Origin of the sequence: Maridesulfovibrio spiralis (SeqCode) (genome assembly GCF_048571135.1) — a bacterium.
In the GTDB taxonomy this organism is placed as follows: domain Bacteria; phylum Desulfobacterota; class Desulfovibrionia; order Desulfovibrionales; family Desulfovibrionaceae; genus Maridesulfovibrio; species Maridesulfovibrio spiralis.
This window is the reverse complement of the sequence record NZ_CP182344.1, coordinates 4,107,855-4,123,598: the sequence shown is the minus strand read 5'-3', so window position 1 is coordinate 4,123,598 and position 15,744 is coordinate 4,107,855. Positions and strand designations below refer to the sequence as shown.

17 protein-coding genes are annotated in these 15,744 nt (G+C 47.5%); 11 read left to right on the top strand and 6 right to left on the bottom strand.

Annotated elements, in window-relative coordinates; translation table 11 throughout:
* Position 1: 1 nt before the first annotated feature.
* A complete protein-coding gene (locus ACNI29_RS18550; protein ID WP_419779850.1) occupies positions 2–190 on the bottom strand; it encodes a hypothetical protein in 189 nt (62 codons plus the stop codon).
* A 171-nt stretch (positions 191–361) separates the two neighbouring features.
* Here ACNI29_RS18550 and ACNI29_RS18545 point away from each other — a divergent pair, with 171 nt between their 5' ends.
* From ACNI29_RS18545 to ACNI29_RS18520, 6 genes are all read left to right on the top strand, one after another.
* Positions 362–829 (top strand): phage regulatory CII family protein, encoded by a 468-nt coding sequence (locus ACNI29_RS18545; RefSeq protein ID WP_419779849.1) that lies wholly within the window; start codon positions 362–364, stop codon positions 827–829.
* 2 nt (positions 830–831) lie between these two features.
* Positions 832–3,198, top strand: coding sequence for a phage/plasmid primase, P4 family (locus ACNI29_RS18540; RefSeq protein WP_419779848.1), 2,367 nt, complete (start codon positions 832–834; stop codon positions 3,196–3,198).
* A 407-nt stretch (positions 3,199–3,605) separates the two neighbouring features.
* Positions 3,606–4,040, top strand: coding sequence for a hypothetical protein (locus ACNI29_RS18535; RefSeq protein WP_419779846.1), 435 nt, complete (start codon positions 3,606–3,608; stop codon positions 4,038–4,040).
* 101 nt (positions 4,041–4,141) lie between these two features.
* Positions 4,142–4,699, top strand: a complete 558-nt coding sequence (locus tag ACNI29_RS18530) for a hypothetical protein (RefSeq protein ID WP_419779845.1) — start codon at positions 4,142–4,144, stop codon at positions 4,697–4,699.
* Positions 4,689–6,650, top strand: coding sequence for a terminase gpA endonuclease subunit (locus ACNI29_RS18525; protein WP_419779844.1), 1,962 nt, complete (start codon positions 4,689–4,691; stop codon positions 6,648–6,650). The genes ACNI29_RS18530 and ACNI29_RS18525 overlap by 11 nt, the downstream gene beginning before the upstream one ends.
* A 1-nt stretch (position 6,651) precedes the next feature.
* Entirely contained in the window at positions 6,652–6,876 is a 225-nt protein-coding gene (locus tag ACNI29_RS18520) for a transcriptional regulator (protein WP_320169973.1), read from the top strand.
* 23 nt (positions 6,877–6,899) lie between these two features.
* On the opposite strand, the gene brnA is transcribed toward ACNI29_RS18520, so the two are convergent.
* The 4 genes from brnA to ACNI29_RS18500 all read right to left on the bottom strand — a co-directional run bounded on the left by brnA (position 6,900) and on the right by ACNI29_RS18500 (position 8,419).
* Entirely contained in the window at positions 6,900–7,142 is a 243-nt protein-coding gene (gene brnA / locus ACNI29_RS18515) for a type II toxin-antitoxin system BrnA family antitoxin (protein ID WP_419779842.1), read from the bottom strand.
* Positions 7,123–7,392, bottom strand: coding sequence for a BrnT family toxin (locus tag ACNI29_RS18510; RefSeq protein WP_419779841.1), 270 nt, complete (start codon positions 7,390–7,392; stop codon positions 7,123–7,125). Before ACNI29_RS18510 ends, brnA begins: the two co-directional genes overlap by 20 nt.
* A 213-nt stretch (positions 7,393–7,605) precedes the next feature.
* Complete coding sequence (locus tag ACNI29_RS18505; RefSeq protein ID WP_419779840.1) at positions 7,606–7,866, bottom strand: type II toxin-antitoxin system RelE family toxin; 261 nt, start codon at positions 7,864–7,866, stop codon at positions 7,606–7,608.
* Position 7,867: 1 nt separating this feature from the next.
* Positions 7,868–8,419, bottom strand: coding sequence for a hypothetical protein (locus ACNI29_RS18500; protein ID WP_419779839.1), 552 nt, complete (start codon positions 8,417–8,419; stop codon positions 7,868–7,870).
* A 330-nt stretch (positions 8,420–8,749) separates the two neighbouring features.
* Here ACNI29_RS18500 and ACNI29_RS18495 point away from each other — a divergent pair, with 330 nt between their 5' ends.
* Entirely contained in the window at positions 8,750–9,763 is a 1,014-nt protein-coding gene (locus tag ACNI29_RS18495) for a phosphoribosyltransferase-like anti-phage protein (protein ID WP_419779838.1), read from the top strand.
* Positions 9,764–9,770: 7 nt separating this feature from the next.
* Positions 9,771–10,397, top strand: coding sequence for an NADAR family anti-phage protein (locus ACNI29_RS18490; protein WP_419779837.1), 627 nt, complete (start codon positions 9,771–9,773; stop codon positions 10,395–10,397).
* 41 nt (positions 10,398–10,438) lie between these two features.
* Here the strand turns inward: ACNI29_RS18490 and ACNI29_RS18485 are convergent, their stop codons facing one another.
* A complete protein-coding gene (locus tag ACNI29_RS18485) occupies positions 10,439–11,803 on the bottom strand; it encodes a toll/interleukin-1 receptor domain-containing protein (RefSeq protein WP_419779836.1) in 1,365 nt (454 codons plus the stop codon).
* Between the two features lie 168 nt (positions 11,804–11,971).
* On the opposite strand from ACNI29_RS18485, the gene ACNI29_RS18480 reads away from it, so the two are divergent.
* Genes ACNI29_RS18480 through ACNI29_RS18470 form a run of 3 tightly spaced genes read left to right on the top strand, consistent with a single transcriptional unit; the run spans position 11,972 to position 15,733 of the window.
* Complete coding sequence (locus tag ACNI29_RS18480) at positions 11,972–12,175, top strand: hypothetical protein (protein WP_419779835.1); 204 nt, start codon at positions 11,972–11,974, stop codon at positions 12,173–12,175.
* Complete coding sequence (locus ACNI29_RS18475) at positions 12,172–13,635, top strand: phage portal protein (protein WP_419779834.1); 1,464 nt, start codon at positions 12,172–12,174, stop codon at positions 13,633–13,635. The genes ACNI29_RS18480 and ACNI29_RS18475 overlap by 4 nt, the downstream gene beginning before the upstream one ends.
* Positions 13,628–15,733 (top strand): phage major capsid protein, encoded by a 2,106-nt coding sequence (locus ACNI29_RS18470; protein WP_419779832.1) that lies wholly within the window; start codon positions 13,628–13,630, stop codon positions 15,731–15,733. The genes ACNI29_RS18475 and ACNI29_RS18470 overlap by 8 nt, the downstream gene beginning before the upstream one ends.
* The last annotated feature ends 11 nt before the right edge of the window (positions 15,734–15,744 follow it).

The window sequence follows — 15,744 nt, the reverse complement described above, 5'->3', positions numbered from 1 at the left end:
TCTATCGTCTTAGCAGTTCGCCAGTGACAAATAGATGCGTGAGTTCTTCAATTAGTTGCGGAATTTTATCTGCTTCAGCACCGCCAGATTTCGCGTACTCATATGCAATTTTATATGCATCATTAAAGGCTACTTTAGAATCAACTTTTCCATAAGAACTGAGGATAGCCTTTTTAGACTCTTCGGACATGCGTCCTCCTTCTGATAAAGGTTAATGTTTATTTGTTGTTTGATTGAATATCAGAAGGAGGCTCCGAAGGGCAATGTCAAAGATCGAATCAACCACATTAACTGAATAGTAGCACCACAAAGATAGCCTATCTACTACAGATAGCAGCCCTCTTTGGAACCGGAGTAAACAATGAAAGACGAACGCAAAAGCGTAGCCGTAGAAATCCAAAATATGGTGTTACGGCATCATAATATGTCGGTGGAAGTCATAACCGAACAGACCTTCGGTTCCACCAAAAGCCACTGGACCTTATACAAGGAACTGAACCCCGAAGATTCCACCGCGAAAATGGGCGTTCTGGACCTCGTTCCACTCATGAAAACATGTGGATCAGTGGCCCCGCTTGAAGCCATTGCCCAGCAGATGAATATGGTTGTTGTTCCGCTTCCTGATGCGGGTATTTTTTCGGACTCCCTTGAAGACGATATGAACCGCACCACTAAAGAATTCAGTGACGCGGTGGTCAAGTTTGCCGCCATAATGGAAGATGGCAAAATTACGGCTCAAGAGTTCGCGGAGTTCGATAAAGAAATCATGGAATTGATTTCATCGGCTCTGTTCTGGCGCAACGGTATTAAATATCTTGTAAAGGGTTAACGATGGGCTGGGCCGGAACAAATCTTTCCGAAGATGAACGCAAGACCATAGCGCGTTCATTGTTTGAGGATGCAAAGGAAGAAGGGAAATGGCTGAACGGCAAATGCCCGTTTCATGCTGATGATAATCCGTCCTTTGGCTACAATTTCGAAGAGGACTATTTCAAGTGCCTTGCCGGGTGTACCGATTGCGGCGACCTGATCAAGCTTTATGGGCTTGTTAATGGCCTTGCAAATGATGAAGCCTTCAAAAGCTTCAAGGAAAAGTACGGGCAAGGCGTAAAGGATGCACCCAAGCCACGAAAGACAGTTCAGCAGAAGCGTAAGGAAGGGAAGGGCAGTAGGACTCCGGTCATTCCTGAAAGCGTATGGGGCCGCATGGCCCTATTGCCTGATGATTGGTTTGCCCTGTTTCAAAAGGTGCGTGGTTGGTCGCCGGAAGTTATCAAGCGGCACGACCTGCGCATGCAGATGTGCTACCGGGACCGGGACGAAAATATCAAGCCCATTAATGGCGCGCCTATGCGCGTTGCTATCCCGATCCGGGACGTGCAAGGCCAGCTTCGTAATATTCGGCTTTATCGTAAGCCCGGAACCAATCTTAAGAGCAAAATCATTTCATGGGGTAGGGGATACGGTAATGCCCGTTTGTTTCCTGCTCCGTCCATGATTGCCAAGACCGGGCCGATAGTCTTGTGCGAAGGTGAACCGGACATGCTTTGCGGTGAGTCCTTCGGCTTCGCAACCGTAACCCAAACATCTAAAACTACTCAATGGTCACAAGAGCATTTAGAGCCGTTTGTGGGCCGTGACGTAATCATAGCTTATGATGCCGACCAGCCGGGGCAAGCTCATGCGGAAAAAGCTATCCGCGCCTTGCTTCCTGTGGCGCGTTCCCTGCGCGTCATTGAGTGGCCCGACTTCATGGGCCGGGAGCCGGATGGAAGTTGGCCCGAAAAGGACGGTCGCGACCTTACAGACTTCTTTATGGAGTTCGGCAAGACTGCGGCGGACTTTCAAGACCTTATCGCCAAGGCGCGCAAGATTGAACCGCCTAAAGAGTTTGAAGGCGGTAGCGAGTGGGCTTTCTTTTATGACGGAAAATTCAAGCCGCGCTTGCTTGCTGATCAGCTTCTACGCGACCAGCCCTTGCTTGCTGATGATGTAACCGGGCTGCTCTACCATTGGAACGGCAAATACTGGGAACAGATTACGCGCGGAACGCTTCAACAGTCGGCTACTCACTATCTCGGCATCGAGGCCACAACCGCCCGTGTGAATGATGCAACGTCTTTGGCTATCACTCTCGGTAATCTTCCTCACGGGCGCGCGGTCAATGACCGTGACGGCTGGGTTTGCCTGCAAAACGGCATGCTCAATCTTAAGACGCTGGAACTTAAGCCGCACCAGCACGATTATTTTTCCACCATTTGTCTAGGCGCGTCTTTCAACCCGGAATCCGAAGCCCGCTGTGACCGCTGGTTGAAGTTTCTGGAACAGACCGTCCAGACCCCGGAACCCATAGCCCAGCTTCAGGAATTCGCGGGGTTATGTCTTACCCGCGATACGCGCTTTGAAAAGTGCCTGTTGCTGCTCGGTCCCGGTTCGGATGGTAAATCGACACTTCTTAAAGTTCTGCGTGAACTTGTGTCACCTGCAAACTGCTCGGCGGTGGCCTTTCAGGATTTGGAAGACCAGTTCCGCCGGGCCAGCCTCTATAACAAGCTGCTGAACATCTCCACGGAAATCGGATCGGCGGCAATGGAAACACCCATCTTTAAGGCCGTTGTTTCCGGTGATGCCATTCAGGGCGCGTTCAAGCATAAGGACAGCTTTGAATTCTCACCGTTCTGCAAGCTGGCCTTCGCCGCTAACAAGCTGCCCCGCGTTCTGGATAACACGGACGGCTTTTTCCGGCGCATGCTGCCCATTGAGTTCAAGAAGCAGTTTCTTGAAGACGATCCTGACCGCAACCCGCACCTTTTTGAAGAACTCGTGGAGCATGAGCTTTCCGAAATCTTCCATTGGGCTTTGGTCGGGCTGCATCGTCTTTATGAGCAAGGCAAGTTCACCAGCTGCGACGAAACGCGGGAACTGCTCATGGACTACAGGCGGCTTAACAACCCCGTTCAGGCTTTCGTGGAAGATAAATGTGAACTTGAGGACGGCGCGAAGCAGTCTAAAGACTCACTCTATAAGTCATACCGCGAATACAGTTCCGAAAACGGCTATCAGGCCATGCATAAGGAAAACTTCTTCCGTGAGCTGTACGCCGCTGTGAAGACCTTGAAGGAGACACGGCCTAGCATCAACGGGAAGCGTTGCCGCATGATTGCGGGCATTAAAACCAGATTTGAGTTGAAAGCGTAATGAGCTTCTTTACTGGCATATATCCGGGCGCGGTCTGCTCTGTTTCCCCCGCACCCCCTTCTAATGACCTGCGGCGTAGCCACGCCTTACCCGCCGGGCAAATCAATACATGTGCGAAATGTGCTTCCCCCGGTGAAGCCGTCCACGTGGTTGGTACAACGCGGTCCGCGTGTCTACGCTTGTCAGTGCTTGTAAATAAAGCCCTCGTCCATGCCGTCCGGGTCGTCCATGTCTATCGGCAAAAGTGCTCTATATGTGCGTGTGGGTGCGTGCGTACACGCGAGGCCGTGAGAATTTGGTTTTTATCTCCGGTACATGGACAACCCAGACAGAAAAGAAAAATAGCAATAGTTTCAATGGCTTTAGTCGTCAGTTAACGCGGACAGAACCCCGGACACAGTACCAATATGAACGCATTAGCAAAACTAAAAGACAAGTACAGGAAACCCGAACCGGAAACACCTTACAGTAAATTCAAGCGGTTATGCTTGAAGGAAGGAGTTCTTCCGGTATCCGAGGAAGTATTCAATCAGGATTGGCAGACCTATGAAGCAGGGCATGAGGCCATGAAAACATTAGGCAACATGCTGCGGGAACACCGCACGGGCTTCAAGCTTAAGCGGAACATGGTCGGTGAGCTGGTCGTCATCATTGACGAAGCATGGGGTAAGGCGAACTTCGAAACCCTCTGGCAAATGTGGGGGCTGTATGAAAAAGCCGCGCCGCTTATCGCCTTGCTCCACATGGATCGGCTACCGCTGGTGGAAGATGAGAAGCCGAAGCGGTTAGTCGAAGGGCGGTTGCCTTTGGGTCCTCCCCAGCGATCCATGAATCACGGGTAACGCTGACTCCGAGTCTTTTGCACACGGAAAGTTTTAAAAAATATGCACACTGCACAAGCTGCATCAATCGTGTTATTACTTCTAATTCAGGTGCTACTTAAATGGCTGATAAATTTTACAAATCCATAAATCAGGCTTGGGAGAAATTTGGCAAAGTCCGCTGGCAGATTTCGCGCCGGACCTTCTTCAATTACGTGGGCAAAGGCAAACAAGTGCCGCCGCTGAACGGCAAGTACTACGAAGACGATATTTGCGAAGTTGCCCAGCAGCTTGGCTGGGTTCCCATTGGGCAGGTTGCGGGAGCGGATCAGCCGGACGATGAAGGTTTGACCGGGGATTCCGCGAAACGATTTCAGGAAGCCAAGGCTAAAGACAAGGAATGCGAAGCCGAACTTAAGCGACTGAAATTAAACAAGGAACTCGGCAAGCTCATTGATCGTGAAAATGTAGAAATGATTATGGCGGGGAAAACCGCCGTGCTTGATACGGGCCTTCGCCAGCTGTTCCTCATGAAAGCCCGCGACCTGATCTTCGCCGTGGATGGAAAAGTGGAACGTGAAGACACATTTATCCAGATGGTCAACGATGAACTGGACGCACTCTTTAGTGAATTTGCGCGCACTGATGAAATAACCGTGGAGTTCTCAAGTGGAAGCTAGGGCGATAGTTAAAAAGCTGGTCGCAAGTCCCGTCCCGGTTTCGGTGGATCGTTTTTCACTGCCGCAGGAAATGACCGGCACGAAATACACCTTCGAATTCAGCAAGGGTGAAAAACAGATTCTGCGCAAGCGCAAAAAGACCGCCGTCAGCAAATGGGCCGAAGCCCACCGCATGCTTGTGCCGGAATCAAGCTCTTTGCCGGGACCGTGGCGCAATGACGTAACTCCGTATCTGGTGGATGTAATGGACAGCCTGTTTTTCAGCAGCGTGCAGACCGTCATAGTCTGCGCCGCTCCGCAGGTCGGGAAAACCGAAGTGCTGCTTAATGCGCTGGGCTATGCCGTTGATCGGGAACCGGGGCCAGCGATGATTATTTATCCTGATAAAATCGCCGCTCAAGATGCAAGCCGGGACCGTATTCAGCCGCTGTTCAAGTCTTCCCCCCAGCTTACGCAATATCTCACGGGTTCCACGGACGATGAAGGGTCGCTCCGTATCAACTTGCGGCATATGCCGATTTATATGGGCTGGGCGCATTCTGCTTCCCGGCTGGCTTCCAAACCTGCCCGGTATATTCTCTTTGATGAAGTGGATAAGTTTCCGACCACATCAAACAAAAAGGAAGCCGATCCGCAAAGCCTCGGTGAAAAGCGCGGGCGTACCTATCGCAACCGCAAGTTTTTGAAAATTTCATCACCCACCACGGAAAGCGGCCCTATCTGGGTTGCCCTGAACAATGAAGCGCAGGTCGTATTCGGCTACAAGGTGCGCTGTCCTATCTGCGGGCATGAGCATGAAATTGATTTTGACCAAATCAAGTACCCGGATCGTGAAGGCATGGACCCTTCATTGTACGCTGAAACTGTCGAATCCGAAAAGCTGGCGGCGTATGAATGCCCGAACATGGGCTGCAAGTGGGATGATGGAATCCGCGATAAAGCCGTAGGGCTTGGCGGATGGTTTGACCGGGTAACGGGCATCGACATTAAAACCTACCTTAAGACCTATCGCCCCAAGAAAATAGGATTCCATATTCCTAGCTGGCTGTCGCGTTTCGTGTCGCTTTCCGAAGTTGCCGCCGCTTTTCTGCGCGGTCAGAAGTCTAGCTTGAACCCGGATTGGAAGGAAAAGTTAAAGGACTTCATGAACTCCCACAAAGCGGAACCGTGGGTGAACTATCAGCAGGAACGCAGTGAAGCTAAAATCCTGGCATTGAAAGATGACCGCCCGCGCCTGCTGGTTCCCGGCGGGGATGTGGTTTCGTGTATGACTGCCGCCATTGATACGCAGTCCGGGCGGGGTGGATATTTCCCCTATGAAATCCGGGCATGGGGTTACGGCATGATCAATGAATCGTGGCTGGTTGCTGATGGTGAGGTGGATAGCTTTGAAGCTCTCGCCGAAGTCCTTTGGGACCGCGAGTACAAGGATTCGCAGGGCAACCCCTATCTTGTCCGGCTGGCCCTGATAGATGCAATGGGGCATCGCACCGATGAAGTTTATGATTTCTGCCGCATGAACCGGGGCCGTATTCTGCCCATTAAGGGAGAGCAGACTATGGCGCGCCCGTTTGCCTATACCCAGCTTGATACCTACCCCGGATCAAACAAGCCGATTCCCGGCGGTTTGAAGCTGCTGCGCCTGAACGTGACCCATTACAAGAACTCGCTTTCCAATCGGCTGGAAATCAACCCGGCTGATCCGGGCGCGTATCACCTGCATAGTGAAGTGTCGGATGCATGGGCGCGGGAAATGACTGCCGAATATGTGAATGAAAAAGGCTTTTGGGAATGCCCCAAAGGAAGGCCGAATCATGCATGGGATATCGCCGGGTACAACTTAGCGGCTGCGGACCTGCTGAACGTGAAGTCCATCAAGAAGAAAGGAACCGCCAAGCCCAGAAAGCAGGCTCCTAAACGTACCACCAACCCATACACCAACGGGAGATAAGATGTCAGCTAAGTTGATTGCTGCGGCACTGGCTAAAGCGAAACAGGGCGTAACATACAGCCCCAAGGATGGCGCGGTGTGTCCGTGGTGCGGGGCCGTGCGGATTCCGGTTACTTCATCGCCCAAGTGGGATGGGGGGATAAAGGTTCGGTATCATAAGTGTAAGGCTGAGGGGTGTTTGCTGGCTAAGATGGGGCAGGGGGTTAAGAGTATTCAGGGGGAATAGAAAACCCCGCCGGGGCGGGGTTATTATGCGTCTGGTGAATGACCGTGGTCAATGCGGTTTGCAATCCATGTTTTGATTACTGCCTGTCTGTTAATGCCTAGCCGCTTTGCTTCGCGGTCCAGAGCTATTACCATCCATGCGGGAAAATCTACGTTTACGCGCTTGTTTTCCGTATTTAAACGGTTAGCAGAATCAAGGTCAAAGAAATCAAGGACTTCTTCCCCGTCATCAAATTTTTGTTCAAGGTTATCTGCTGTTGTTTTCATAGAATGCCCTCTCTTTTTTGCTTGCAGGTCTTGCCGAAATTATTCTCACGTTACGGCTTCGGATCATGAAAATAACCGAATAGCATTTGTCTTGAATTTTGCCGATCCCCATTTTTCGTGGTTCCGTGGTGGATTTGGCATCCAGAATCAAAGCTTTTGGATCACCCCATAAGGCTTTGATGAATTCAAAATCAATCCCGTGTTTTTCTAGATTTGTACGGTTTTTGTTCTCGTCATATTCAAACTGCATGCTTGTATTGTATATCCTTGAGGTGGGTTGTCAAGGTTTGCCTTGGTGCGGGGCCGTGCGGATTCCGGTTACTTCATCGCCCAAGTGGGAGGGGGGGATAAAGGTTCGGTATCATAAGTGTAAGAATGATGGGTGCTTGCTGGCTAAGATGGGGCAGGGGGTTAAGAGTATTCAGGGGGAATAGGAGAACCCCGCCGGGGCGGGGTTTCGGGATTATTTCTTGTAAATTTCTTTTCGATTTCCGATTTTAAGAAGCATGACTACTAGCTTTCCATCATCAATTGAATAAATGATCCGGTACGATCCTGATCGAACACGGAAAAAACCGGAAAGTTGACCACTTAATTTTGTGTATCCATGTGGGCGGGGATTTGTTTTAAGCCCTTCAATTACTGGTTGAAGTTGACTTTGTACGCTGGAAGGTAACTTGCAAAATTGTTTTTGAGCACTTTTGGTAAAAGAAATTTCGTACATACTACTGCAAGTTGCATTCGGTTTTGATCTGTTCCCAGCTAACAGTACCTTCAACTTTTACTGAATCAAGTGCAGCTCTAACGTCTTCCGCGTCTTCTATCTCTTCAACAACAGGATGCTGTTCTCCCTGTGTCCTTTCTTTCCAAAGGTCAAGGAGATAAGGCAAACGATCATCATTAGTTTCATAAGTTAACCAAATGATATCATTTAAAAATTCAAGGTTACTCTCTTCAGATTTTATCACTTCAAGAACTATCTCAATGGCTTCTTCATGAAATCCAAGAATACCCAAAGAACAAGCGTAGTTGAACTGAAGGCGTGGGTCGTTGCTTGAAACTTCCAACGATTTCATGTGATTTTTGCGGGCTTCTTCTTCATTGCCACGCTCTGCTGCAAGCATTCCTAAAGAGCAAAAGCCACGCGCCGGATCAGTAGTAATCAACTGCTTGGCCCTTTTGGTATACATAGCAACTTCAAATTCGCTTAACCTTCCTCTTGTCATCCTGAGGCGGATATCATCAATGAGGCGGTCAATTGCTGGTGTCGGTGTCATCTTATAACCTATCCATGTTTGTTTGCTCTAATCTAAATTATGCAGGGGCGATATTCAAGCAAAATGATATGACGTGAGATCATATGATCTCACTTTCGCTAGGCCGTGCGGATTCCGGTTACTTCATCGCCCAAGTGGGATGGGGGGATAAAGGTTCGGTATCATAAGTGTAAGGCTGAGGGGTGTTTGCTGGCTAAGATGGGGCAGGGGGTTAAGAGTATTCAGGGGGAATAGTGACTAAATTATAATAAGCGCATTTACAAAACTTAAGCTTGGTATTATTTCCACCTTTATTCTTTTATTCATATAATTAAATTTGGAGGTGGGGAGTTGCCAAATAAAAATGATTTAATTGAGTCAATTGCTGAGACTATAAGTGACTACAGAGTAGACGAACGAAATGCTGGGCATTTTTGGATTCCAGAACCTAACGCAGCACATGTAGAACGTTGGATTAATCAGTTTGAAAACGAACTGAGAGTACCAATTTTAAAAGAGTTAGATTACGTTCTTGATAAAACGTATATAAGCAAAACAACTTTCGAACAAAAATTTAGAGATATCGTTGACCATCCAAAGTTAGTCCAAGGAGAATCTAGACACTACTGGAACCAAACTAATATTATAGACGTTCAAAAAAAAGGTCAGAGTCAAAAAATAATCCTATCTCTCATTAGAAATGAAATTAAATCAAAAATTGATATGTCTTATGTTTCAGACAGTCCTTTTAAAAAAAATTTCCTTTATATTGATGACATTTCATTTTCAGGTGGACGCATAAAAGAGGATTTATGCTACTGGATTTCTAATTATGCGCCCCAAGAGTCAAGTATTGATATTGCTTTATTAGCAGACCATTCATATGGTAAATTTAGTAGTAAAGGCAAAATTTTTGACTGTGCTAGAGAAAATGGTAAAAATGTAAGTCTAAGATGGGGAACTTTTGATACTTATGAAGACAGAAAATCTTATTCATCTACATGTGATGTTTTAAGACCAACATGTATCCCTGAAACTTCTGAAGTTGAAAATTATGCTAAAAACTTAAACGCAGGTAAATACAACATACATCTAAGGCCCTCTGGGTATGAAAGTAGAAATCATATATTTTCATCAGAACAAGCAAGACACTTGCTAGAACAAGAGTTTTTAAAAAAAGGGGTTTCTATTTATAATTCTTCCCCATATCTAAAACCTCAGCAAAAACCACTGGGCAACATTGGCTTTGTCTCTTTTGGATTTGGGTCTATGCTAGTAACTTATAGAAATTGCCCTAACAATTGCCCCTTAGTCTTTTGGGCAGAAGGTGATTGGTATCCATTGTTTCCTAGACTAATGAATTAATACTAATATGAAGACAGATAACAACATACGATCTTACCAGCCCGACAATTGCATTGTTTTTTGGAAGACCACCGAGGAATTCGGTGGTCTATCCAATATGGCGGCAGGATACCCGCTTGTTATTAATGAAGTGCATGTCAAGAGTTCAGAAGCACTTTATCAGGCTTGCAGGTTCCCTTTTTATGGTGAGATCCAGCAGGAAATTATCTCTCAAAAAAGCCCTATGACGGCAAAAATGAAATCGAAAAAGTATCGAGTTAATACGAGAAAAGACTGGGAACTTGTGAACATACGAATAATGCAATGGAGCTTACGTGTTAAGCTCATGCAAAACTATAATAAATTTTCAAGCTTACTTCTTAAAACAGGCGACCTTCCTATTGTAGAATATTCCACAAAAGACAAATTCTGGGGTGCAATGCCTAGCTCCAACGGTGAACTTGTGGGTGCTAATGTCCTTGGAAGGTTGCTTATGCAATTGCGGGACAACGTAAGACTTTTTGCAGAAGAGCACCCGATGGTTTTACCACCACCTGTTGTTAATGATTTTTTACTTTATGGCAGTCCTATTGGATACGTCCATTACCACGCTGGTAGTAATAGTGAAAGCTCAGTACAAACAAAACTTTTTTAAAGAATCAAGCCCGCCTCCCGGCGGGCCTTTTCCATTTAATTTTAAAAATTTTCAGTCCAAAAAGGTCTGACTCTTAAAGAAAATTGATGCTGATTTTGATCTTCATAGGAGTCAATAAACTCTGGACCACAATTTTCCATAAATTCAGCGAGTGTTGCGATAGCTTCTTGGGCTATGCATATTTGGGGATTGCTTGAATCTGGGACTAAACCATCTCCACCTTCACAAACAAATCCGTTGTCTATTGCTTCTTCCCAGTCTTCTCTATAATCTTCGCTAGGTTTCCATCTTCTTTCAGTCCCCTTGGTGTCACAGAATAATGTATCATCTACAATAGTAGGAAAGTCTGCTAAGCTCTCTTTTACTATACTACAAAGTTGTTTAAATTTCTGTTCTTCGGGAAGCCGTTTTGCTTCAATCTGGGAAACTTCATCCTTATCTTTTAACTTTTTTAACTCATTTATTTGAATGTTCTTTTGGTCAATTTCTTTAAAGCATTCAGTTAGCTCTATTTTATATTCAGCAAGTTTTGTTTTTAGTTCAAAATATTTATCCTCAGTTACTAATTCTTGTATCGGATTTTCATTAAGTATCTTTTGTATGTCAGAGATAAAAATATCCAATTTAGTTGACCAACGGGAAGTCATAAATTCCAATCCCATTACTTTCTTAAGTTTGTCTGCGACATTACCCATATCGCCTATATCCGTAATGTTAGATAGTTGAGAGCTTGAAATCACAGCAGATAAATCATCAAATTGTAAATTTGGAATTCGCAAAGCAATTTGTTCATGGGACATAGCCCAAATTGCTCCCCACTCACATAGGCAAAACTGACTTCTCAAATAATTCGGGGTGATAAAGGCTATTGCTACTTTTGGATTTTCTATTTCAGATTTAATTCTAGTAAGAAAGTTTTCACCTGAATCTATTCCTAAGCCAGCAATAGATGTGCAAAATATTTTGTCTGAGGTTATGTTTAATGCGGTACTTAGAAGGTCAACCAATTTGTCGACAAGTGCTTTATCTTTTGCTGCATGGCTTATAAATATTTTATCGTCCACTTGCATGTCTTCCTTTTTAATTACTTCTGATTTTTCGTCCCAAAAATGGTCAATCTCTTCAATACATATCTCAAGCAATTCTTTGGCATCTTTTAAACATGATATTTGATTGACAACAACGGATATCTTAGAAGTTTGAGAGTATTTCTTTCTACCAATAGTAAATATATTGTAGAACTTTACAGAATGACTTGAACCCATCCCAAATATATTTTTTAAGACGTTATGAGTACTATTTTTCCATTTAGTAAATTCCCGAGCATCACTAGTGCTACATTTCTCTAGCTTGGGAATTTCTTGTAGTTTTGCTTTTAAGACTGAAATTGCTTTTTGTTTATCCATAGCTAGCTCTTTTTTATTGAGTATTAATTATGGATGTTTGATTAATACTCCTATAAATAATTTTCAATCAATAAATTTTACTCCCCAGTAAACAACCCCATTCCAAACAAACCGCCTCAATTGTTATTGTTCGCCCTGTAGGTAAACAGTAACAATTGAGGTTTTTTCATGCTCCAGAAACAACTGGACTCTGTAAATAAGGCGATTGCCGATATTGAAGGCGGCGCACAGTCCTATACCTTGAATGGTCGGACTCTCACCCGTGGTTCATTGCAAATGCTTTACGCACAGCGCGATAAGTTGGAAATGCGTATCGCCATTGCAAATAATGGCGGTAGGGGCTTTAAAGCCAAGTACAGGGGCCGTTCATGAACCTGTATGAAGGCTGGACTTCCTTTGTTGCCCAGTGTGTCGGGGCTATCTCTCCGCAGATGGCTACTAACTGGGTTAAAAGCCGTATGCAGCTTTCCGCATACACTGCGGCTACTAACCGTGGTCCTAATGCGGGCTGGCGGCCTACTAACCGCAGTGCTGATAACCTTTCCCGGCACGAACATGCTTTAATCGTATCCCGTGCGCGTGATTTGGTGCGCAACTCCACACATGTTTCCGGCGCGCTTGATCGCATAGCGAACAACGTTATCTATACCGGAATCAAACCGCAGGCCGCGCGCCTGACTGCTGATGGAGAACTGGATCACGGCTTCAACCGCAAGTTAGAGCAACACTTTAAGGATTGGGCCGAAGCTGACGAAGTTGATTTTTATGAACTTCAGCGGCTTATCCTGAATCACCTCTGGCAGGATGGAGAATGCCTTCTCCGCTTCTATCCTGACCCGGACTTGATGAAGCAGGGGATTGCACCTCTGGGCGTTGAACTTCTGGAATGTGACCACCTTGATTCCTCGGTTGATGGTCTGCGCGAAAATGGAAACTTCGCTATCCGTGGCGTGGAATATAACCGCAAGGGTCACCCGGTGGCCTATCATCTTTTCAGCGAGCATCCCGGCGATATGCGCCGCTTAATGAGTCGTGAATCCGTGCGGGTTCCGGCTGTTTGGGTGCGCCATATCTTCAAGCCCGGACGCGCCAGCCAGCATCGGGGTATATCTTGGATGGCCCCGGTGATTATGGAAATGCGCGACTTCAGCGAATTTCAGGACTCGCACCGCATTGTTGCCCGGCTTATGGCTGCTTTCGGATTCTTCGTCGAAACGCCTTATCCCGAACTGCAAAACCCGCTGGGTATTGATGATTCAGACATGCCGGAACGCGCCGAAGCCTTTATTCCCGATTACGTGGAACCGGGGCAGGTCATAACCCTGCCTTCCGGCTCAAAGGTCAATGAAGCACAGTTCAATCATCCCGGAGCAACCTATGAACCGTATGTGAAAACCAGCCTGCGCGGTTCTTCCACTGGTTTCGGCATGTCCTACGAAGCCTTTTCCAATGACTATTCAGATGCTTCCTTTGCATCCGCTCGTTCTGCCACCTTGGAAGAGCGGCGCGGTTACCGTGTGCAGCAGGTGCTTACAGGTCGTAAAGCCGTAATCCCTACATGGCGCATGTTCTGTCACATGCTCTGGTTGAGCAATCTTGAACCCGCCATGACCGGGCCGCGTGTTCCGGTTGGTTGCCAGTATCCCGGCTGGCCTTGGGTTGATCCCACAAAGGACGCAAACGCGGCTGAAAAAATGCTCGGCATGGGCTGCACAACCCGCCGCAAAATCTGCGCGGAGCGGGGCGAAGATTACGACGAAGTAGTCGAAGAACTCGCCCGCGAAAATAAAGACCTTAAAAAGCGCGGAATTCTAGGAGCAAACAATGCTTAAACAATTTCCTGCAAACCTTTCAGCGAAAGCTACGGAACCGCTTCAGCTTACAGCCGATTTGAAACTCAGCGAAGCCGAAGAAGGTAAAGCCCGCCGCTTTCGCATTGTCGGATACACCGGGGCCGTTATTCAACGCTACTTCCGCTTTGTCATTGATCTTAAAGGAATCCGTTCCGAGAAGGTCATGCCCATTCTTGAAGAGCATGAAGTCAAAAAGAAAGTCGGCCTTGCGGATTCCAGCAAGGTGGAATCGGAAGGCTTTGTCCTTGAAGGGTCCTTTGTGGATACCGACGAAGCAAAAGAGATTATCCGCCTGTCCGATCAGGGTTGGCCCTATCAGGCTTCCATAGGTGTCTGGCCTGAAGCAGTTGAAGAAGTGAAGTCCGGCTCGACTGTGACCGTAAACGGCATGGAGCTGACCGGACCTTTATATGTGTGGCGCAAATCCTTTGTGCGCGAGACTTCCTTCTGCGTCCTTGGCGCGGATGGAAATACCGGGGCCGTGGCGATGAACCAACGGCCTGAACCTAAACCGGAGGACTCAGTCATGAAAACATGGTTGAAAGCTTTCCTGCGGGCTAATGGCCTTGAAGATATTACTGAGGACTCAGCCCGCACCCACCTGAAACAGATGGGGCTTGATTATGAAGCCCTGAACGCACTTGATGATGCCCCGGCATGGATGAGTAGCGGCAGTGCTGCCCCTGCATCTGCCCAGCAGCCCGCGCCGCAGATTCCGGTTCAAGCTTCCGTAGGAGCCGAACCCCAGCCTACCGCTCAGATAGACCCGGCAAAGGTCGCGCTGGCTGAACGTGAACGCATGCAGTTCATTGATCAGCAGGTCGTTATGTTCGGCCTGTCCGATAAATTCAAACAGAGCTTGATTGATGGGGGCTTGGGCGTGGAAAAATTGAACGGCCTTATCCTTGAAGAACTCAGTAGCAAGCCCGAAAATCAGCCCCTTAAAGGTACAGGATACATTGTCGGTGGACTCACAGAAGGTGAAAAGCTTCATGAAGCTATGGTTTCCGGCATGCTTTTCCGCGCTGGCGTGAAAGAAGAAAAGCCCGCACCGGGCTATGAAGATTTCCGGGTAATGCGCCTGACCGATCTGGCCCGCGATATACTGGAAAGGGGAGGGGTAAGCACCCGTGGCATGTCGCATAGCCAGCTTTCAAAGAAAGTTCTGCGGCCCTTGCACCTCTCTGCATCTACTAGCGATTTCCCGTCAATTTTTGCCGCTATCACCAACAAGGTCTTGCAGAAGGCATACGCAGAAGCCCCGGCAACTTGGAAACCGTGGGTTAGTATCGTTCCTGTTTCCGATTTTAGGGATATTCACGGTATCAGCCTTTCCGAAGCACCCGATCTGGAATTGATCAACGAAAAGGGCGAATACAAGACCGGATCATTCGGCGATTCTATGGAGAGCTACCGCATTGCCCGTTACGGCAAAAACGTAAGGCTCACCCGTGAAATGATGATCAATGACGACCTGCGCGCCTTCCTGCGTATTCCTCAGCTTTTCGGTAATGCCTCGGCCCGTAAGGTTGCAGATATTGTCTATGACCTGCTGCTTTCCAATCCCAAAATGAGCGATAAAATTCCGCTCTTTGATCCCAGACACAACAACGTCGAAACAGACGAAGCCCTCTTGAAGCATGTTTGCAGCGATACCCTTAAAGCGGGACGCAAAAAAATGCGCCTTCAGAAAGGCCCCAAGGGTGCAAAGCTCGACTTGCGGCCCCGTTTCCTGCTGGTTCCTGTTGAACAGGAAACCGACGCTGAAGTGCTGATCCGCTCTACAGCTCTTCCCGATGAAAACAAGTCTTCCGGCGTTCACAACCCGTGGGCCGGGAAGCTCGAACCCATCGCCGAACCCCGCCTTGACGATAAAGACCCCGATGCCTCTTACCTGATTGCAGACCCTGCACAGGTGGATGGAATTGAAGTGGCCTTCCTTGACGGCATTGAAGAGCCTTTCGTGGATGAAGAACCCGACTTCGATTCTGACGGCCTTAAAATTAAGGTCCGTCTTGAAGCTGGTGCTGGCGTGATGGACCCCCGCGCATTCCAGAAGAACCCCGGCAAAAAATAAGGAGCATTAAG